Annotated in this window: 19 protein-coding genes and 1 riboswitch; of the genes, 9 read left to right on the top strand and 10 right to left on the bottom strand. The window is 75.4% G+C overall.

What is annotated here, in order from left to right:
* Positions 1–210 precede the first annotated feature (210 nt).
* Positions 211–1,005 carry a LysM domain-containing protein gene (locus tag G5C62_RS17575; protein ID WP_164702040.1) on the bottom strand — a complete coding sequence of 265 codons (795 nt, stop codon included), beginning with the start codon at positions 1,003–1,005 and terminating at the stop codon, positions 211–213.
* A gap of 82 nt (positions 1,006–1,087) precedes the next feature.
* A riboswitch (cyclic di-AMP (ydaO/yuaA leader) is annotated at positions 1,088–1,249 on the bottom strand.
* 192 nt (positions 1,250–1,441) lie between these two features.
* Positions 1,442–2,653, bottom strand: a complete 1,212-nt coding sequence (locus G5C62_RS17570; RefSeq protein ID WP_164702039.1) for a cytochrome P450 — start codon at positions 2,651–2,653, stop codon at positions 1,442–1,444.
* 75 nt (positions 2,654–2,728) lie between these two features.
* Here G5C62_RS17570 and G5C62_RS17565 point away from each other — a divergent pair, with 75 nt between their 5' ends.
* Positions 2,729–3,667, top strand: a complete 939-nt coding sequence (locus G5C62_RS17565) for a DUF5926 family protein (RefSeq protein WP_164702038.1) — start codon at positions 2,729–2,731, stop codon at positions 3,665–3,667.
* Between the two features lie 92 nt (positions 3,668–3,759).
* The gene (locus tag G5C62_RS17560; RefSeq protein WP_156119103.1) at positions 3,760–4,746 is read left to right on the top strand and encodes a cytochrome c oxidase assembly protein; all 987 of its coding nucleotides are present in this window, start codon (positions 3,760–3,762) and stop codon (positions 4,744–4,746) included.
* Between the two features lie 30 nt (positions 4,747–4,776).
* On the opposite strand, the gene G5C62_RS17555 is transcribed toward G5C62_RS17560, so the two are convergent.
* Complete coding sequence (locus G5C62_RS17555) at positions 4,777–5,331, bottom strand: sigma-70 family RNA polymerase sigma factor (protein WP_164702037.1); 555 nt, start codon at positions 5,329–5,331, stop codon at positions 4,777–4,779.
* 47 nt (positions 5,332–5,378) lie between these two features.
* Here G5C62_RS17555 and G5C62_RS17550 point away from each other — a divergent pair, with 47 nt between their 5' ends.
* Together G5C62_RS17550 and G5C62_RS17545 are read left to right on the top strand one after the other, a co-directional pair.
* Complete coding sequence (locus G5C62_RS17550; protein WP_164702036.1) at positions 5,379–6,149, top strand: zf-HC2 domain-containing protein; 771 nt, start codon at positions 5,379–5,381, stop codon at positions 6,147–6,149.
* A 68-nt stretch (positions 6,150–6,217) separates the two neighbouring features.
* Entirely contained in the window at positions 6,218–8,155 is a 1,938-nt protein-coding gene (locus G5C62_RS17545; protein ID WP_164702035.1) for an alpha/beta hydrolase, read from the top strand.
* 4 nt (positions 8,156–8,159) lie between these two features.
* Here G5C62_RS17545 and G5C62_RS17540 read toward each other — a convergent pair whose 3' ends face one another.
* A complete protein-coding gene (locus tag G5C62_RS17540; RefSeq protein WP_164702034.1) occupies positions 8,160–9,386 on the bottom strand; it encodes an arginine deiminase in 1,227 nt (408 codons plus the stop codon).
* A 128-nt stretch (positions 9,387–9,514) separates the two neighbouring features.
* On the opposite strand from G5C62_RS17540, the gene G5C62_RS17535 reads away from it, so the two are divergent.
* A complete protein-coding gene (locus tag G5C62_RS17535) occupies positions 9,515–9,805 on the top strand; it encodes a DUF1540 domain-containing protein (RefSeq protein WP_164702033.1) in 291 nt (96 codons plus the stop codon).
* Between the two features lie 31 nt (positions 9,806–9,836).
* On the opposite strand, the gene G5C62_RS17530 is transcribed toward G5C62_RS17535, so the two are convergent.
* On the bottom strand, positions 9,837–10,265 hold the full coding sequence (locus G5C62_RS17530) for a hypothetical protein (protein ID WP_164702032.1): 429 nt from the start codon (positions 10,263–10,265) through the stop codon (positions 9,837–9,839).
* A gap of 76 nt (positions 10,266–10,341) precedes the next feature.
* Positions 10,342–11,514, bottom strand: coding sequence for a lipid asymmetry maintenance protein MlaB (locus tag G5C62_RS28195; protein WP_241175963.1), 1,173 nt, complete (start codon positions 11,512–11,514; stop codon positions 10,342–10,344).
* Here G5C62_RS28195 and G5C62_RS28190 point away from each other — a divergent pair.
* Both G5C62_RS28190 and G5C62_RS17515 read left to right on the top strand, forming a co-directional pair.
* Complete coding sequence (locus G5C62_RS28190) at positions 11,492–12,343, top strand: glycerol-3-phosphate dehydrogenase C-terminal domain-containing protein (protein WP_241175962.1); 852 nt, start codon at positions 11,492–11,494, stop codon at positions 12,341–12,343. The two genes, G5C62_RS28195 and G5C62_RS28190, sit on opposite strands and share 23 nt — an antisense overlap.
* 58 nt (positions 12,344–12,401) lie before the next feature.
* Positions 12,402–13,196 (top strand): methyltransferase domain-containing protein, encoded by a 795-nt coding sequence (locus G5C62_RS17515; protein WP_164702030.1) that lies wholly within the window; start codon positions 12,402–12,404, stop codon positions 13,194–13,196.
* Between the two features lie 100 nt (positions 13,197–13,296).
* Here the strand turns inward: G5C62_RS17515 and G5C62_RS17510 are convergent, their stop codons facing one another.
* From G5C62_RS17510 to G5C62_RS17500, 3 genes are all read right to left on the bottom strand, one after another.
* Complete coding sequence (locus tag G5C62_RS17510; RefSeq protein WP_164702029.1) at positions 13,297–14,544, bottom strand: MFS transporter; 1,248 nt, start codon at positions 14,542–14,544, stop codon at positions 13,297–13,299.
* 99 nt (positions 14,545–14,643) lie between these two features.
* Complete coding sequence (locus G5C62_RS17505) at positions 14,644–15,723, bottom strand: aromatic acid exporter family protein (protein WP_164702028.1); 1,080 nt, start codon at positions 15,721–15,723, stop codon at positions 14,644–14,646.
* Positions 15,724–15,852: 129 nt separating this feature from the next.
* Positions 15,853–16,611, bottom strand: a complete 759-nt coding sequence (locus G5C62_RS17500) for a MerR family transcriptional regulator (protein ID WP_164702027.1) — start codon at positions 16,609–16,611, stop codon at positions 15,853–15,855.
* Between the two features lie 128 nt (positions 16,612–16,739).
* On the opposite strand from G5C62_RS17500, the gene G5C62_RS17495 reads away from it, so the two are divergent.
* Complete coding sequence (locus G5C62_RS17495; RefSeq protein ID WP_164702026.1) at positions 16,740–17,639, top strand: haloalkane dehalogenase; 900 nt, start codon at positions 16,740–16,742, stop codon at positions 17,637–17,639.
* A gap of 33 nt (positions 17,640–17,672) precedes the next feature.
* On the opposite strand, the gene G5C62_RS17490 is transcribed toward G5C62_RS17495, so the two are convergent.
* The gene (locus G5C62_RS17490; RefSeq protein ID WP_164702025.1) at positions 17,673–18,260 is read right to left on the bottom strand and encodes a GGDEF domain-containing protein; all 588 of its coding nucleotides are present in this window, start codon (positions 18,258–18,260) and stop codon (positions 17,673–17,675) included.
* A gap of 155 nt (positions 18,261–18,415) precedes the next feature.
* On the opposite strand from G5C62_RS17490, the gene G5C62_RS17485 reads away from it, so the two are divergent.
* Positions 18,416–18,559, top strand: a 144-nt coding sequence (locus tag G5C62_RS17485) for a TMEM165/GDT1 family protein (protein WP_241175964.1), incomplete at its 3' end; no start/stop codon positions are given.

Raw genomic sequence — 18,559 nt, 5'->3', positions numbered from 1 at the left:
GCTGGCCCCCACGTCCTTGGGTCACGATCCGGTAACGGCTCAGCGGGCGCGATGAGTGCGCCTCGGACAGAGGTCGGAGGACCTCGTTCGGAACGGACGACGCCCCGGCCGGTTGCCCGGCCGGGGCGTCGTCGTCAGGTCCGGTCGCCCGGATCACCGGCGGGGTGGGTCAGCGCGCAGTTGCGCCGACCCACCCGCGCCGCTCGTCGATCAGTACCAGTTGTTGGCCTGGAAGTGCGCCCACGCGCCACACGGGGTGCCGTAGCGGTCGGTGATGTAGTCCAGGCCCCAGGTGATCTGGGTGGCCGGGTTGGTGCGCCAGTCCGGACCGGCCGAGGCCATCTTCGAACCGGGCAGCGCCTGCGGGATGCCGTAGGCGCTGGAGTTCGGGTTGTCGGCCGTGGTCTCCCAGTTGCTCTCCTTGGTCCACAGGTTGTCCAGGCAGGTGAACTCGCCGGTCCCCCAGCCGCGCTCGGCGACCATGGTCCGGCCGATGCTGCGGGGGTCACCGGTGGCGGTCCGGTCGGCGCTGCGGCTGGCGGCCTGCTCGACCGGGCGAGGTGCCGGGGCCGCCGGCGCTGCCGGGGCCGCCCCGCCGCCGAGGGTGAGGGTCTGGCCGACGCGGAGCACGTTCGGGTCGCCACCGATGGTGCCGCGGTTGGCGGCGTAGAGGGCCTGCCAGGTGGTGCCGTGCTGGGCGGCGATCTTGCCGAGGGTGTCGCCGGGGCGCACGACGTAGGTGCCGGTCGCCGCCGCGGGTGCGGCCGCCGGTGCAGCCGCCGGGGCCGAGCCGCCGCCGATGGTCAGCACCTGGCCGACGCGCAGCACGTTCGGGTTGCTGCCGATGGTGTCGCGGTTGGCGGCGTGGATGTCCTGCCAGGTGGTGCCGTGGCTGGCAGCGAGCTCGTTGAGCGTGTCACCGGGGCTGACGGTGTGGCTGCCGGTGTGGGCCTGGGCCGGTGCGATGACCCCGAAGGACATCGCCGCGGCTGCCGCGACGACCATGGCGGGACGTGCCGCCGAAGCGAGGGCGGAGCGCCCGGTGGAGCGGTCGCGCCGTGCCGTGAAGCGATTGAGCATGGGTGTGTGTGCCTCTCGCCGCCTGCGGAGTTAGCTGTCGGGTTCGGGCGAGAGATGCCCGGCCGCGTGCTGCGGCTTCACCCCAAGGCCCGGAGGCCTGGTCCTGCGAGGTGGGTCCCCCGCGCCTGCCCGTGGTCTCGTGATGTCCGGGCGACGGTGGGCAGGTTCGGCGGTGCCGTCGTCCGGAGCCCGCCGTGTGGCGGACGACCCACGGTAGGCAGCCCGTCGGCCGGAGAAACCGGTCGGCGGCGACCTTTTGCCGGCTCCACGACGCGGTCCGCACGAGCTGTGACCGATCATGGACACCGTGTGGACCGGTCCGCCGAGGTCGTCCCCCGGGGCAACGAGATGAGGCGGCGGCTCAGCGGCCGGTGAGGACGACCGGCAGCTCCTGGAGGCCGCGGATGACGAACTCGGGACGACGCCGGGCCGGGCGGGCCAGCTCCAGCCGGGACGTCCGGCCCAGCAGTGCGCCGAAGGAGGCCTGCAGCTCCACCCGGGCCAGCGGGGCGCCGATGCAGAAGTGCACGCCGGCGCCGAAGGAGATGTGCGGGTTGTCCGCGCGCCCGACGTCGAGGGTGTCCGGGTCGACGAAGACGGCCGGGTCGCGGTTGGCGCTGCCCAGCAGGGCGGCGATCTTCTGTCCGCGCGCGACGGTGACCCCGCTGATCTCGACGTCCTCGGTGGCGGTGCGCTCGAACAGCTGCAGCGGTGAGTCGTAGCGCATCAGCTCCTCGATCGCCGTCGGCAGCAGGCCCGGGTCCGCGCGCAGCCGGGCGAGCTGGTCGGGGTGCTCCAGCAGTGCCAGCAGGCCGTTGCCGCTGACGTTGACCGTCGCCTCGTGGCCGGCGTTGAGCAGCAGGATGCAGGTGGTCACCAGCTCGTCCTCGGTGAGCCGGTCGCCCTCGGCGTCGCGCACCGTGACCAGGTGGGTGAGCAGGTCCTCGCCCGGGGTGGTCCGCCGCTCGGCGGCAAGCTCGCGCAGGTAGGCGACGAACTCGGCGGCGGCCCGCTCGGCGTCGGCCTCGATCTCCGTCGTCCGGCCGTACTCGTACATCTTCACGATCGCGTTCGACCACGGGCGCAGCAGCGGCCGGTCGGCCGCCGGCACCCCGAGCAGCTCGGCGATGACCGCGACCGGCAGCTCCTCGGCCATGCCGGACAGCACGTCGACGTCGCTCTCGCCGGCGGAGCGCTCGACCAGGGAGTCGACGAGGGAGTCGGCCAGCTCCTGCACCCAGGGCCGCAGCCGCTCGACGTGGCCGCGGGCGAACGCCGCGCTGATCAGCCGGCGCAGCCGGGTGTGCGTGGGCGGCTCCATCTCCAGGATGGCGTTGCGGTGGATCAGGTTGAAGCTCTCGAACCGCTCGGTGGGGGTCCGGTCCGACCAGATCCGGCCCAGCCGCCGGTCCCGCAGGACGGCGTTGGCCTCGGCGTGGCCGAAGGTCAGCCACAGCCCCTGCCGCTCGTCCCACTGCACCGGCGCGGCGGCGCGGGCCACGGCGAACGCCGGATAGGGATCGGCGACGAGCGCGGGGTCGGTCAGGTCGAACGGGACGGGAGCCACTGTCACCGGCAGAGCCTAAGGGCGCCGGCCGGACGGGACGCCGTCCCCCGGTCGCCGACGGCGCCTCCTACGCTCGCATGCATGGCCCGCTCCACGACCCGCCGTCGCCCCGCCGCCCCTGCCGCGACCGACGGCGAGACCAACCCGAAGGCGCCCTGCCCCTGTGGCTCCGGCCGCCGCTACAAGCACTGCCACGGCTCCGGCTACGGCCAGCCGGTGCTCCGCCCGTTCGAGGGCCTGCCCGGCGAGGTCGACTGGGTGGCGCTGCGGGAGCTCGTGCCGGCCGCCACCGCCCGGCTGACCACGACGGAGGGCCGGTCGGTCACGCTGGCCAGCGTGCTCCCCGGCGGCACCGCCGCCCTGGTGCGGGCCAACGGCGAGATCCTGCTCGGCGTCCAGCTGCAGACCTCCTCCGACGACGTCAGCCGCGACCTCGGCACCGCGCTCGCCGCCGCGCTCGAGGCCCCGGCCGGCGCCCCCGTCGACCCGGGCCCCATCGGTGCCGCCGGTTCGGCCGGGCCGCGGCTGCAGGAGCTGCTGGACCTCTCGGCTCCGTTCAAGGTCACCGTGCACGACGACTTCGAGTTCTGGCTGGAGGGCGCCGACGTCGACGCGACCGCCCGCGCGAGCCTGCAGCAGGCCAACGAGATGGTGATGCCCACGGTCCGGCTGGACGGGCTGGAGGCCGCCTACTGGTGCCGGCCCACCACCGAGCGTGGCCACGTGCGCTGGGTGCGCCCCGAGCCGGAGGAGGCGCTGCTGGATGCCCTGGCCCGGCTCGGTGCGGCCGAGCAGCTCAGCCTGGGGGAGGGGACCCGGTACGCCGGCGCCTTCCGCGCCCTCGGGCTCGTGGTCCCGGTGTGGGACGTGCCCGGAGCCGTGCCCGGTGCCGAGTGGGCCGGCCCCTCGGCCGAGCTGCACTCCCGGCTGGAGGCCGCGCTGGCGGTCACCGAGCCGCTGGACGCCGACGAGCGACGGGCCCGCGCCGGGCTGCTGTCCCGGCAGGTCACGCTCCGCTGAGCCGGAGGACCCGGCCCCCTCGGCGACTGCGGCGAGAGGGCCGGGCCAGGCCTACCGTGGGGGCCGCACAGCAGAGCTGAGGAAGGACGAACGTGGGCCACGAGCACGGCGGCATGGGTTCGATGCACGTCCCGGAGCTGCCGCCGACCGCTGGCCGGGTGCTGGGTCTGGACCTGGCCGCCGCCTCACCGGTGGCCTGGCTCGCCGTGCTGCTGGCCCTCGGCTACCTGGTCGGGCTGTGGCGGCTGCACCGCCGGGGCGTGCGCTGGGCGCCGTCCCGGACGGCCGCGTGGCTGATCGGCTGCGCCACCCTGTTCCACGTCACCGCCAGTGGCCTGCAGAGCTACGGGATGGCGCTGTTCAGCCTGCACATGGTGCAGCACATGGTGCTGAGCATGATCACGCCGCTGCTGTTGCTGCTCGGCGCCCCGGTCACCCTGATGCTGCGCGCACTCCCCGCGGCCCAGGGGCCTGCTGGGATGCCGCGGCGGGCGCTGCTCGGGGCCCTGCACAGCCGGCTGGGTCAGCTGGTCTCCTCCCCGCTGTTCACCATCCCGCTGTTCATCGCCAGCCTCTACGGCGTCTACTTCACCCCGCTGTTCGACGAGCTGATGTCGACGGTGCCCGGGCACACGTTCATGCTGCTGCACTTCCTGGTCACCGGGCTGCTGTTCTTCGGCCCGATCATGGCCATCGACCCGTGGCCCCGGCGCTCCGGGCACGGCGCGCGGATGCTCGAGCTGCTGCTGCCGGCGCCCTTCCACGCGTTCTTCGGCGTGATCGTGATGATGAGCAACACGCTGCTGCTCACCAGCTACACCACCCCGCCCGAGTCCTGGGGCATCGACCCGCTGTACGACCAGGGGGCGGCCGGCGGCATCGCCTGGTCGTTCGGGGAGTTCCCCACGGTGCTGGTGCTGGCGGTGGTGTTTTTCCAGTGGACCCGCTCGGAGGACCGGGCCAACCGGTCCGCCGACCGGGCGCGCGACCGGGCGATCGCCCGCGGCGAGAGCGGCGAGGACCCGGAGCTGACCGCCTACAACGAGCGGCTCCGCCGCCTGGCGGCCCAGCACCCCTGACCGTCAGGGGCCGAGATCGCGCCCTTGGCCCTAGGAGGGGCGGCGGGTGCGGGGGTGGTCGGCGGCGACCAGCGCCTCGACCAGGTCGGCGCGGGCCCGGGCCACGCGGGAGCGGATCGTGCCGATCGGGCAGCCCACCACCTCGGCGGCATCGGCGTAGGGCAGCCCGATCAGCTGGGTGAGCACGAAGGCCTCCCGGCGCTCGGGCTCCAGCCGGTCCAGCACGTCCTGCGCGGCGACCGACCCGCCCACCTCGTCGTCCGGCACGTCGCGGACCAGGTCGGCCAGGTCGGTGTCGTCGGAGACCAGCACCAGGCCGCGCCGCTTGCGGGCCCGCAGGTGGTCGGCGCAGACCCGGCGGGCGATGGACAGCAGCCAGGTGCGCAGCGACGAGCGGCCCTCGAAGCCCCGCAACGCCGGCAGGGCCCGCAGGTAGGTCTCCTGGGTGAGGTCCTCGGCGGCCTGGCGGTCGGCCAGGTGCGCGCACAGCCGCCACACGTCGGTCTGCGTCTCCCGGATCAGCGCGGCCTGCGCCAGGCTGTCGCCCTCGGCTGCACGGGCAGCGAGACGTTCCAGCTGCCCCACGTGGACCCTCCGGGAACTCTGCGGTCGTCGGCGGCGACTATGCCACCGTGAGCTGTGCAGCCTGTCGTGAGGCGGTCTCCGCCGGCCTGGACGGCGAGTCCCCGGGCGCCCCGCAGACCTGGGTCGACGAGCACCTGGGCCGGTGCCCGGCCTGCCGCGGGTGGGCCGAGGCCGCGGCAGAGGTGACCCGCCGGGCCCGGCTGACCCCGGTCACGGCGATGCCCGACGTGACCGCCGCGGTGCTGGGCCGGTTGCCGGCGGTGCAGCCGGCGGCCCGCCCCCGGGCGTGGCTGGACGCCGGTCTGCGGCTGGCCCTGCTGGCCGTCGGCGCCGGTCAGCTGGCGGTCAGCCTGCCGACGCTGCTGGGGGTCGGTGCTGCGCCGGCCGCCCCGGTGCACCTGGCGCACGAGACGGGTGCCTGGAACCTGGGGCTGGCCGCCTGCTTCCTGGGCGTCGCCGTGCTGCCGCGGCTGGCGGCCGGGGCCCTGCCCTTCCTGCTGCCCTTCACCGCGGTCCTCGCCTGGGTCACCGTCGGTGACCTGGGTGCCGGTCACGTGCACACCGGCCGGGCGGTCGGGCACCTGCTGCTCCTCGGCGGCGCCGTGCTGGTCAGCTGGCTCGCGCTGCGCAACCGGGGTGCCCGCACCGGGCCGACCGGGGAGCGGGTCGCCCCGCCGGTGACCCCGTGGGCCACGGCCCGGGAGCGGGAGCCCGGTCGGTGGGCGGGGCGCCCGGCGGCGCCGGGCTCGCGCGCCGCCGGCCCGGCCGCCCGTGCCGCGGTCCGCGCCCGACGCAGCGGCGAGCGCGCCGCCGCCTGACCCGGGCGCCTGGTTGACTGCGCGCCCTGACCGGCCGGCCCGACCGGCAGCGAACACGGAGGAACCCGATGGACCGTCGCCTGGCCGTGCTCCCGCTCGCCCTGCTGGTCCTGGCCGGCTGCACCGGGGACGGCGAGGACGACGGCGCGGACGCGGCGGGGACGGCGTCGACCTCGGCGGCCCGTGAGGTCGAGTGGGGCGCCTGCGACTTCGACGTCCCGGCCGGGGTCGACATCGAGTGCGGCACGCTCGAGGTGCCGGCCGACCGCGACGACCCGGGTGCCGGCACGGTCAGCCTGGCCTTCGGCGTCGTCGCCGCGGCGGCCGAGGACCCGGCCGAGGACCCGCTCGTCTACCTCTCCGGCGGCCCGGGCCAGGGTGCGCTGGAGTTCGTGCCGCTCGCGTTCGGGGAGCTGTACGAGCCGCTCGCCCAGGACCGGGACCTGGTCCTCCTCGACCAGCGCGGCACCGGGCTGACCGAGCCGTCCCTGGCGTGCGAGGAGTACAGCTCCTGGGTGCGGGAGTCGCTGGGGTCGGAGGAGCCGGTCGAGGAGCTGGCGGCCCAGGCCGCGGCCTCGCTGGAGGAGTGCCGGCAGCGGCTGGTCGACGAGGGCGTCGACTTCGCCGACTACGACAGCGCGGCCTCGGCGGCCGACCTCGAGGACCTGCGGCGGGCGCTGGGCCACGAGGAGTGGAACCTCTACGGGATCTCCTACGGCACGCGGCTGGCGCAGACCGCCATGCGCGACCACCCCGAGGGCATCCGGTCGGTCGTGCTCGACGCCGCGTACCCCATCGACGCCGACCTCTACGAGGAGACGCCGGGCAACGCCGCCCGGGCGCTGGAGGCGCTGTTCGCCACCTGCGCCGCCGACGCCGGGTGCGCCGAGCGGTACCCCGACCTCGAGCAGACCGTCACCGACCTGGTCGCGGAACTGGACGCCGCACCTGCCACGGTCACGGTCCTCGACCCGACGACCGGCGAGCGGGTGGAGAGCCCGCTGGACGGCGCCGGCCTCGTCGGCTTCCTCTTCCAGAGCATGTACTCGACCGAGCTGATCCCGTTCCTCCCGGAGATCGTCGAGGCCGCGGCGAACGACGACTTCGGCTCGATCGGCCTGCTGCTCAGCGCCTTCTCCCAGCAGCTGGACCTGGTCAGCGTCGGTCAGCAGCTGGCCGTGCAGTGCGAGGAGGAGATCAGCTTCAGCGACCCGGCGGCGGTGGCGGACGCGACCGCCGAGCACCCGCTGGTGGAGAGCTTCTTCGACAGCACCCCCACGATGGGGCCGGGCGTCTTCGACGTCTGCGCCGACTGGGACGCCGGTGAGCCCGGCGCGGGGGAGGACGACGCGCTGACCAGCGACCTGCCCACCCTGGTGCTGGCCGGTGAGCTCGACCCGATCACCCCGCCCCGGTGGGGTGCGCAGCTGGCCGAGCAGCTCGGCGCCAGCGTCTTCGTCGAGTTCCCCGCCACCGGGCACGGCTCGGTGGCGACCCACGAGTGCGCGGTGCAGCTGACCCGCGACTTCCTCGCCGACCCGGACAGCGAGCCGGACGCCTCCTGCGTCGACGACGTCGAGCTCCCCGCCTTCACCGCGGAGGGGGTGCAGGTGGAGATGACGGCCTGGGAGAGCGAGGAGCTGGGCATCGCCGGGGTCCGGCCGGAGGGCTGGTCGGAGGTGCTCCCCGGTGCGTTCCAGGAGTCGCCGCTGGTCTCGCTGGTGCAGCAGGTGGTGCCCGGTGCGACGGCTGACCAGCTGCTCCCGCAACTGGCCGCGCAGCTGGGCACCGGCGAGCCCCTCGAGCCGGTGGGTCAGCGCGAGACGGGGTCGGCCACCTGGGACGTGTACCGGCTCGACGACCTCGGCCAGCGGGTCGACCTGGCCCTGGCCGACACCCCGGCGGGCCTGGCCGTGGTGCAGCTGACCTCGAGCCCGGGGCGCAGCGACGTCCACCGGGAGCAGGTCTTCGACCCGGCCGTGGCCGCGTTCGACCCCGCCCCCTGACCGACTACGCGGGGACGGCGTCGCGCACCACCGGGCAGCTCATGCAGCGTGGGCCACCCCGGCCGCTGCCCAGCTCCGAGCCGGCGATCGCGACGACCTCGATCCCGGCGGCCTCCAGTGCGGCGTTGGTGACGGTGTTCCGCTCGTAGGCGACGGCGAGCCGCGGGGCCAGCGCGAGGGTGTTGTTGCCGTCGTCCCACTGCTCCCGCTCGGCGGTCACCGGGTCGAGCCCGGTGTCGATCACCCGCAGCCGGTCGATCCCCATCGCCTGCGCGGCGGCGATCAGGAAGGGCTGCGGGCCCTGCACCGACAGCTCGGCCGTGTCGGGGGACGCGTCCCCGGCCGTCACGGTCCAGGCCTGCAGGCGGTCGGCGATCGCCGGGTACATGACCATCGCGTCGACGTCGACCATGGTGGCGACGGTGTCCAGGTGCATGGTCGCCCGCTGCTGGGCGATCGGGACGACGAGCACCGTGTGCGCCAGCCCGCGGGCGAACACCCGCCGGGCCAGTCGCTCCGCGCCGCCGGGCGTGGTGCGCTCGCCCACCCCGACGGCGACGACCCCCGGGGACAGCAGCAGCACGTCGCCGCCCTCGAGGTGCTCCAGGTGCGGGCCGTAGAGCTGCTCGACACCGGCGAACCGGGGGTGGTGGGTGTACAGCGCCGCGGTCAGCGCGCTCTCCCGGTCCCGGGCCGGCATGGCCAGCGAGGTGACGGCGACCTGCCCGCCGACCCACACCGAGGAGTCGCGGGTGAACATCAGGTTGGGCAGCGGCGGGACGACGAAGTCCCCGCGCCCCATCAGCTCGTAGGCCAGCCCGCGGCCGCCGCGCAGCTCGTCGTGGGCCACCCCGGCGATCAGGGCGGTGGCCAGGTCCTCGGGCGCGAGACCGTCGAGGTGGGCGGTGGTGGCGTGCTGCAGGGTGGCGCCGAGCCGGGGGTCGTCGACCGCGGCGGCGATCACCTCCGCGCGGGCGGCCGGCACCGCCATCACCTCGGCCAGCAACCGGTCCAGGTGCAGCACCTCGACCCCGCGGTCGGTGAGGGCGGCGGCGAACGCGTCGTGCTCCTCCTGCGCGCGGGCCACCCAGGGGACGCCGTCGAAGAGCAGCTCGTCGTTGTTGCGCGGGGTGAGCCGGCGCAGCTCGGCGCCGGGGCGGTGCAGGAGGACGGTGCGGAGCCGGCCGACCTCACTGGTCACGCCGGGGGTCGTGGGGTTCGGGGCACGCATCCCCCGAGCCTGCTCGATCTTGCTCGGGTCGGCCAGCCCGGAAGGGGTGAGTCCGCGCCGCCCCCGGCACCGGCCAGGGCAGCCTCTCCTGGCTGGCGGGCACCCCGCGGAGCTGTCAGCCTCGGGTCATGACCCAGATGCTGGACATGCCCCAGGTGCAGGACTGCTCGGTCGACAGCTGTTCCTACAACGCCGACCATGCCTGCCACGCCGGCGCCATCACCGTCGGCGGCGACCACGCCCACTGCGGCACCTTCGTGGAGATCTCGTTCCGCGCCGGGCTCGAGCGCACCGGCGTCGTCGGCGCCTGCCACCGCTCGGACTGCGTGCACAACGAGGCGCTGGAGTGCCGCGCGTCCGCCGTGCAGGTCGGCTCGGCCGCCGACGCGGCGGACTGCCTCACCTACACCACCCGCTGACCCCCGTCGGCGGCCCGGTGGGGCTGCCGGCTCAGCCGACCAGCTGCTCCAGCTCGTCGGCGTCGGCCACCTGCTCCAGGGCCAGCGCCGGGGTGCGCAGCACGGTGTCGGCCACCGACAGCGCCGCGATCGGGTCGCCGTCGTCGACGAGGACGGCGCGGCCCGCGGTCGCGACCGGCCGCAGTGCGGCGAGCACCGTGCGTCGGTCGTGCGCGGCCAGGCCGTCGGTCAGGCGGTCGACCAGGACGACGGACGCCGTCCCGGTGCCCGCTCGCGCGACGGTGGCGAGCCGCTGCTGCACGTCGTCGCCGGGTGCCGCGGTCAGCCGCACCACGGACAGGGAGGCGTGCCCTCCGGCGCACCGGGCGCTGCCCGGGTCCAGGGCGGCCATGGTGTCCGCCCGTGCGCCCGCAGGCCCCAGCAGCACCGTGACACCGCCGACCGGCAGTCGCAGACCCATCCCACCCACCTCGCGTCGAGTGAGGCGAGGCTAACCTGACCGCAGCGCTGTGCGCCAGTCGCCGCCCACGGGCCGGTCAGCCGGGCGCGGGGCGATCCGGGTCCGCTGCGACTCCGGATGGCGCGACACCGTCCCCGGTGAGCAGCCGGGACAGCCCGGCCCGCACCAGCGCCGGCTGCAGCGCGGCGGGCACGGCCAGCAGCCGCAGGCGTTGCCCGCGGCGCAGCGGCTTGCGGCTGAGGTGCACCAGCAGCTGCAGGCCCGCGGCGTCGATCTCGGTCACCGCGGAGAGGTCTGCCCGGTCCGGCCAGTCCGCCGGCGTCACCAGCACCCGGAAGCGGCGCACGGCCTCCCGGTCGATGCGGCCGGAGAACCGGAGCAGCGGACCGGCCCCGTCCTCGGCCCGGACCACCTCGCCGGCGACAGGATCGGGGCCGCTGGACACAGGGCACCGGTACCCGAGCGGAGCTGCCGAAACGCGATCACCCGGGGCGCAGTGCGCCTCGCCGTGGATCGACCGTGCCGGCCGGTCGGGCACCGCTACAGTCTGCCGGTGCCCGAGCCGGACCTGAGGGACGTCGCCCGGCCCGCAGCGCTCGACGCGCGCCGCCGGGCCCGCGACCTCGACCGGCTCGTCGCCGAGGGGGTCGACGTCCTGGTCGTGGGCGGTGGGGTCACCGGCGCCGGGGTCGCGCTGGACGCCGCCGCCCGCGGGCTGAGCGTCGCGCTGTGCGAGCGCGTGGACCTGGCCGCGGGCACCAGCCGCTGGTCGTCGAAGCTGGTGCACGGCGGGCTGCGGTACCTGGCGCAGCGGGAGATCGGGCTGGCCCGGCACAGCGCTCGGGAGCGCGCCGTGCTGATGGGCGTCACCGCACCCCACCTGGTCGGGCGGCTGGCGTTCCTGGTGCCCGACGTGGCCGGCCGGGACGTCAGCGCGCTGGCCGGGCTCGGCGGGCGGCTGGGCGATGCCGTCCGGCTCTCCGTGCCCGGCGGGCGCCGCTCCCTGCCCGGCACCGGCCGGATCGGGCCGGAGGGCGTCTCCCGGCTGGTGCCCGGTGTGCGCCCGGGGCGCGGCGGCGTCGTCTTCTGGGACGGGCAGCTGGTCGACGACGCGCGGCTGGTCGTCTCGCTGGCCCGCACCGCCGCCGCCTTCGGGGCCGGTGTGCTCACCGGGGTCACGGTCACCGGCGTGGACGGCGGGGCGGTCGCGCTCACCGTCGACGACGGTGCGGGCCGGGGTGGTGGTCAACGCCACCGGGGCGTGGGCGCAGCGGCTGGCGCCCGGCGTCCGGTTGGTGCTCTCGCGCGGATCGCACCTCGTCGTCCCGGCGGCCCGGCTCGGCGCGCCGACGGCCGCGCTGACCGTGCCGCTGCCGGGGTCGCGGACCCGGTTCGTCGTCGCCCTGCCCCAGCCCGGCGGGCTGGTCCACCTGGGGATTACCGACGAGCCGGTGGCCGGGCCGGCGTCCGAGGACGACCCGGTGCCCAGCGACGCCGAGGTGGCGCAGCTGTTGGCCACCGTGAACCGGGTGCTGGCCCGGCCACTGGACCGTTCCGACGTGGTGGGTGCCTACGCCGGGCTGCGTCCGCTGGCGCAGTCGGCTCCCGCGGGCGACGGGCCGGGGGGCGCCCCGGTCGACCTGTCCCGCCGGCCCCTGCTGGCCTGGGACGGGCCGGTGCTCACCGTGGTCGGCGGGAAGCTGACCACCTACCGGTCGACGGCCGCCCAGGCGGTCGACGCCGTGGTGACCCGGCTCGGCCGCGGCGCCGTCCGGTCGCCGACGGCCCGGCTGCCGCTGGTCGGTGCCGCGCCCGGGCGGGCGCTGGCCCGGGTGGACGCCGCCGCCCGGCTGGTGCGCCGGTACGGCACCGAGGCCACGGTGGTCGCCGGGCTGGGGGAGGAGCCGGTGGTCGACGGCCGCCCGGAGACGGTGGGGGAGCTGCGGTTCGCCGTCCGGGCCGAAGGGGCGCGGACGGTCGACGACCTGCTGGACCGGCGCACCCGGATCGGCCTGGTGCCCACCGACCGGGAGCGGGCCGTGCCGCTGGCTGCGGCGGTGCTGGCCGCCGAGAGCTGACCCGTCCCATTGCGAGAACGCTGTTCCACTGGGTGAGCTGACGGTGCAGGGTGTCGCCGTGGACACCTACACGCACGGGCACGCCGAACCGGTCCTGCAGTCCCACCGCTGGCGCACGGCGGAGAACTCCGCCGCCCACCTGGTGCCGCACCTGCGTGCGGGGCTGGAGCTCCTCGACGTGGGCTGTGGGCCGGGCACGATCACCGTCGACCTCGCCGCCCGGGTGGCGCCGGGTCGGGTGGTCGGGCTCGACGTGTCGCCCGCGCCGCTCGCGGAGGCCCGTGCGCTGGCCGAGCAGGCCGGGGTGACGGTGGAGTTCGGGGTGGGCGACGGCTACGCGCTGGCCGCCGCCGACGACTCCTTCGACATCGTGCACGCCCACCAGGTGCTGCAGCACCTGACCGACCCGGTCGCCGCGCTGCGCGAGATGGCCCGGGTCTGCCGGCCCGGCGGGCTGATCGCCGTCCGCGACGTCGACTACGCCGCGACCACCTGGTTCCCGGCGTCTCCGGGGCTGGACCGCTGGCTGGACCTCTACCAGCGGGTGGCCCGGGCCAACGGGGCCGAGCCGGACGCCGGCCGGCGGCTGCGGTCCTGGGCGCACGCCGCCGGGCTGCGGGACACGGTGGCCACGACGTCCGCCTGGTGCTTCGCGACCCCCGACGAGCGCACCTGGTGGGGGCGCTCCTGGGCCGGGCGGGCGACCGCGTCGGCGTTCGCCGAGCAGGCCCGGACCTACGGTCTGGCCACCCAGGAGGAGCTGCAGGCGATCGCCGACGCGTGGCTGGCGTGGGCCGAGGCCGACGACGGCTGGCTGGGCATGCTGCACGGCGAGCTGCTCATCCGCGTCTAACGAGTCCGGGTGGAGCCACCTCGCCGACCGTCGAGCCGCGGCGTGCGGCGGCTCGACGGTCGGCAGTGCGGCCCGACCCGGGCCGCCGCCGGCGACCGGGTCAGGCGGGGGCCGGCGCCAGTTGTTCGTCGGCGTGGGCGATGTGCCGCAGCGAGCGCCAGATGAGCACCACGAAGACGGCCGACCCGGCGAAGGCGAACCAGAACGGGGCGGTCACGCCCCAGTGCTGGGCGAGCACCCCACCGATGCCCGAGCCGACCACCAGCCCGCCGTAGACGCCCACCACGTTGACGCTGCCCACCCGGCCCTGCAGCGCCTGGGGGACCGCCCGCTGCCGGACGGCGACCGACGTCGTCCCCCAGATGAAGGCGTGCGCCCCGAAGACGAAGAAGACCGGCAGCGCCACCCACGGGCTGGAGGTGAGAGCCAGCGCCAGGTGGGTCAGCGTCTCGACGACCAGCCCGATCCGCATCAGGTCGCCCAGGCTCACCCGGCGGGTGATCCAGCCGTAGGTCAGCCCGCCGACGATGCCGCCGACGGCGCCGACGGTGGTCACCAGCCCGAACCCGATCTCGCCCAGCCCGATCCGCTCGGTGGCGTAGAGCACCAGCACCGACCAGGCGGCGCCGAAGGTGACGTTGAAGATCGTGATGGTCAGCACGAGCGTGCGGACGGCAGCGTGGTGCCGCACCCAGCGCAGCCCCTCGGCGATGTCGTGCCGCATCGCCGTCCGCTGCCCCTCGACGCGCCCCCGGGCGGGCAGGACCACCCGGGTGATCAGCACCGCCCCGAGCGCCACGAGCACCGCCTGGACGCCCAGCGCCCACGCCGCGCCGACGGTGAACAGCGCCGCACCCAGCGGCGGCCCGGCGAGCTGGTTCACCGTGATGAACCCGGTCTGCAGCCGCCCGTTGGCCACCGCCAGGTCCTCGCGGGCAACGAGCACCGGCACCAGCGTCTGGGAGCTGTTGTCGGCGAACACCTCCGCGGTGGCCAGCAGGAACAGCGCGCCGAGCACCGCGACGATGGACACCCGGTCGGTCGCCACCGCCAGGGTGAGCACGATGAGGACGGCGGCGCGGGCGAGGTCGACGGTGAGCACGATCAGCCGCCGGTCCAGCCGGTCGGTCAGCGCCCCGGCCACCAGGCCGAACAGCAGTGGCGGCAGCCACTGAACCGTCGCGGCGAGGGCGACCAGGAACGCGTCCTGGGTGAGCGAGGCGACCAGCAGCGGCCCGGCGGCCAGCGCGATCCCGTCCCCGAGGTTCGTCGTCCAGGACGAGGCCAGCAGCCAGCGGAACCCGGTGCCGAGCCGCGCCGGGACCAGGACCTCACCGATGCGGCTCACGAGGAGGAGACCTTAGCCCCGCTCAGGGACGGCGTCGTCCTCATTCCCCTGATGGCGGACGTTCCACGTGCAACCGGCACCGCCCCGGTCGGGCCGAGGTCAGGCAGCGGCGGGGAAGCGGACGTGCGCCTCCAGCGTCTGCAGCGACCGGTGCATCCCGACGGTGACCGCCCCGAGGGCGAAGAAGCCCTCGTCGTCGGCGATCTCGGAGTTGCGCAGCAGCGCCGTCAGCCGGTTCGACGCAGCCACCGCGGCGGCGATCGCGGCGTCCCGGTCGTCGGGCTGGTCCGCGGCGTCGTGGAAGGGCAGCCGCACCACGCCGGCCAGTCCGTCCAGCGCGTCGGCGAGGACCCAGCCGGTGCCGTCGTCCACCCGGTCCAGCCCCCGCCGGTGCGGCTGGAACTCCACGACCAGCGTGGTGAGGTCGTCGACCAGCACGGCGACGCGGTCGAGTGCACGCGACTGGTCCCGGATGCTGCCGGCCGCCCCCTGCCAGCGGTGGGCGCGCGGGTTGGCCCGCCGGGCCCGCTCGACCTGGGTCTCCGCCCGGCGCATCTGCTCCAGGGCGACGTCCAGCGCCTCACCCCGGTCCTCCCACTCGTGCGGCGCCGGGAGCTGCCCGCTGCGCAGCGCGGCGGCCATCGACTCGAGGTGGGCCGCCAGCGTCTCCCGGGTGCGCGCGATCCGGTTGACGGCGGTGGTCAGCTGCAGCGGTGGGAACAGCGCCGTCGTCACCAGCACGCCGATCACCGCGCCCAGCAGGGTGAGCCCGGCGTACCGGACGGCGTACTCGGCCGGGTCCGACGTCCCGACCGTCAGCATGAGGACGGCGGCGAAGCTGACCCAGCTGGCCTGCTCGCGCAGCATCCGCCACTGCTCGACGACGATCGCCAGCCCGACGATCAGCGCGATGGTGAGCGCGTTGGGCACCACCCGGGTGACCTCGTAGACCCCGACGGCCAGTGCGAACCCGAGCAGGATCGCCAGGATGCTGCGCCAGGCGGCGGACGCCGAGTCGGCGATCGTCGGGTGCACGGCGATGACGGCGCCGAGCGGGGCGTAGTAGGCGTACTCGGCGAGCTGCGGCGGCAGGAACAGCGCCACCTGCCAGGACAGCCCCGCGGCCAACGCCGCCCGGACCATCCGCTGCACCCAGGGCTGCTGTAGTCGCCCGATCACCCAAACCACATGACCAGGATGCGGCCCGCCGCCCGCCCGGCGGCACTGGGGGGACGTGACGTCGCTCGCCCGAGGGGCCGTCCCGCACCCGAGGGGCCGAGATCGCGACTTCGGCCCCTCGGGCGGGTTTCAGCTCTGGCGGGCGGCGTTGGCCTGGACGGCGGTGCTCACGTACTGCGCGAGGCCGGGGGCGATCCGCTCGTAGTACGCGGTGAACCGCTCGTCCTCGACGTACATCCGGCCCAGCCCGGCGTGCACTTCCGGCGAGCAGTCGTAGAAGTTCCGGCTGATCTGCTGTCGGTGTTCCTCGGCCAGGTCCTGGGCCGCGGTCGAGTCGGCGGGCACCCCGCCGGCCAGCGCGGCGGCGAACCGGCGCTCGACGTCGTCGCCCTCGGCCTTGACCCGCAGCCAGTCCTCCTTGGTCATCGCCGCCGTGCGCCGCTGCGACTGCGCCCAGGCGTCCGAGTCGCCCCACCTCTCCTCGGCCTCGGCGGCGTACTCCTCCGGGAGCCAGTCGCCGAACACCTCGAACCGTTCCTCCGGGGTCAGGGAGATCCCCATCTGCCGTGCCTCCATCTCCTTCTCCACGGCCGCGACCATCGCCTGGGTGCGCTCGAGCCGTTCCCGCAGCAGTCGGTGCTGCCGGCGCAGGTGCGCCGCGGGGTCGGCCTCGGGGTCGTCCAGCAGGGTCGCGACCTCGTCGAGGGGGAACCCGAGCTCGCGGTAGAGCAGCACCTGCTGCAAGCGGTCCAGGTCGTGCGCGTCGTAGCTGCGGTAGCCCGCCGACGTGCGCTCGCTGGGCCGCACCAGCCCGATCCGGTCGTAGTGGTGCAGCGTGCGCACCGTGACGCCGGCCAGCCGGGCCAGCTCACCCACCGTCCAGCTCATCGCCCCTCCTCTCCTCGGTGACGGAGCTCACGCAACAGCCTGACGCCGCGTCAGGGTCAACCCACCAAAATGGCCATTTTGGTGGTCGGGGTGGTTCGGACGGCGGGTCGGCGGGGAGATCCATGGGCATGGCCGACGACGTCCGCACGCCCGTGCCCGCCGACGACCCGTTCCCGCGCTCGCGGGTGCAGGTCGCTGACCAGGAGATGGCCTTCGTCGACGTGGGGGAGGGCGACCCGATCGTCTTCCTGCACGGCAACCCGACGTCGTCCTACCTGTGGCGCAACGTCATCCCGCACGTGCGGCACCTCGGCCGCTGTCTCGCCCCCGACCTCGTGGGCATGGGCGAGTCGAGCAAGCTGGCGGATCCCGGGCCGGGCAGCTACTCCTTCGACCGGCACGCCGAGTTCCTGGCCGGGTTCCTGGACGCGGTCGGCGTCACCGAGCGGGTCACCCTGGTGCTGCACGACTGGGGATCGGGGCTCGGCTTCGACTGGGCAGCCACCCACCCCGAGGCGGTGCGCGGCATCGCCTTCATGGAGGCGATCGTCACCCCGATGATCTGGGCGGACTGGCCGCGCGCGGCCAAGCCGGTCTTCCAGGCGATGCGCGGGGCCGACGGCGAGCGCAAGGTGCTCGACCAGAACGTGTTCGTCGAGAAGATCCTCCCAGCCGAGGTGCGGCGCGGGCTCTCGGCGGAGGCGCACGACCGGTACCGGGCGCCGTTCGGTGAGCGCGCCGACCGCTGGCCCACCCTGGAGTGGCCGCGGCAGCTCCCGATCGAGCACGTGCCGCCGGGCGTGCACGACGTCGTCGACCGGTACGGCCAGTGGCTGGCGCACAGCGAGGTGCCCAAGCTGTTCGTGAACGTCGAGCCGGGGTCGATCCTGGTCGGCCGGCAGCGCGACAAGGTCCGGCGGTGGCCGGCGCTGACCGAGGTCACGGTGCCGGGTGGGCACTTCGTGCCCGAGGACTCGCCCGACGAGATCGGCCGCGCGCTGGCGGAGTGGATCCCGACGCTCCGCTGAGTGGACCCGACGCTGCGCTGAGGGGCCGGCGGGTCAGCCGTGCCGGCCGCTGCCCTGGCGGTCGTGCCGGATGGAGGTCATCGCCTCGTTGGCCGACGCCACCAGCGACTCCGGCGTCGAGGCCCGGCCGGAGAGCGCGACGCCGACGCTGAGCCGCACCCGGTGCTCCACGCCCGGCAGCGGCCGCAGCGGCTCGTCGAACGCGGCGGCGATCCGCAGGGCGATGCCCTGCGCGTCCTCGGCGACCTGGATGCCGGGGCAGAGCAGGACGAAGGTCTGGGCGCTGATCCGGGCGACGACGTCCCCCTGGCGCACGGCGCCGACCAGCCGGCCGGCCGCCTCGGCACGGGCGGCGTCGGCGACGGCGGAGCCGCGGGTGTCCTCCAGGACGGTGATGCCGTCGAGGTTGCAGGAGACGACGGCGAGTCGGCCGGTCGCCGGGCCGGCGGCGGCCAGGGCGAGCTCCAGCCGGTCGATGAGCAGGCTGCGCACCGGCAGGCCGGTGAGCGGGTCGGCCACGGTCCGCTGCCGTAGCCGCTGCGCGAACTGGCGCTGGGCGGCGACGACCGCCGCCGTCTGCACCAGCACGTCCTGCGACTCCTCGAGCTTGATCGTCTGCATGGCCTCTCCCTGCTCCCGTCCGGCCGCATGCCGGCCGTGGAGGAGGAGTCGGCAGCGGGTGGGCGGCGCTTGAGCGCCCCGGCCGCTGGCCTGCCCCCTCCGGGTGCCGTCGCAGGCCAGCAGCCGGGTCCGCCCGGCCGCCCTACGCTGGCGCCATGGGAGGAGAGGTGCTGCTGCTGGTGATCTCCGGGCTGGCCGCGTTCCTGGGCCGCAAGCTCGCCGACCGCCTCCCGGTGACGCTGCTGCACCGGATCGCCGCCGGGCTCTTCCTGGTCTTCGCCGTCGTCGCCGTGGTGGAG

Source organism: Modestobacter sp. KNN46-3, assembly GCF_011039295.1.
Note: the sequence above shows the minus strand (reverse complement) of the source record. Positions and strands in the feature narration are given on the sequence as shown.

What these genes read in the sequence shown, in the direction of transcription:
- G5C62_RS17575 (WP_164702040.1), bottom strand. Translation starts at nt 1,005, where the DNA reads ATGGTCGTCGCGGCAGCCGCGGCGATGTCCTTCGGGGTCATCGCACCG.
- G5C62_RS17565 (WP_164702038.1), top strand. Translation starts at nt 2,729, where the DNA reads ATGGCCCGCTCCACGACCCGCCGTCGCCCCGCCGCCCCTGCCGCGACC.
- G5C62_RS17545 (WP_164702035.1), top strand. Translation starts at nt 6,218, where the DNA reads ATGGACCGTCGCCTGGCCGTGCTCCCGCTCGCCCTGCTGGTCCTGGCC.
- G5C62_RS17540 (WP_164702034.1), bottom strand. Translation starts at nt 9,386, where the DNA reads ATGCGTGCCCCGAACCCCACGACCCCCGGCGTGACCAGTGAGGTCGGC.
- G5C62_RS17535 (WP_164702033.1), top strand. Translation starts at nt 9,515, where the DNA reads ATGACCCAGATGCTGGACATGCCCCAGGTGCAGGACTGCTCGGTCGAC.
- G5C62_RS17530 (WP_164702032.1), bottom strand. Translation starts at nt 10,265, where the DNA reads ATGGGTCTGCGACTGCCGGTCGGCGGTGTCACGGTGCTGCTGGGGCCT.
- G5C62_RS17500 (WP_164702027.1), bottom strand. Translation starts at nt 16,611, where the DNA reads ATGAGCTGGACGGTGGGTGAGCTGGCCCGGCTGGCCGGCGTCACGGTG.
- G5C62_RS17495 (WP_164702026.1), top strand. Translation starts at nt 16,740, where the DNA reads ATGGCCGACGACGTCCGCACGCCCGTGCCCGCCGACGACCCGTTCCCG.
- G5C62_RS17490 (WP_164702025.1), bottom strand. Translation starts at nt 18,260, where the DNA reads ATGCAGACGATCAAGCTCGAGGAGTCGCAGGACGTGCTGGTGCAGACG.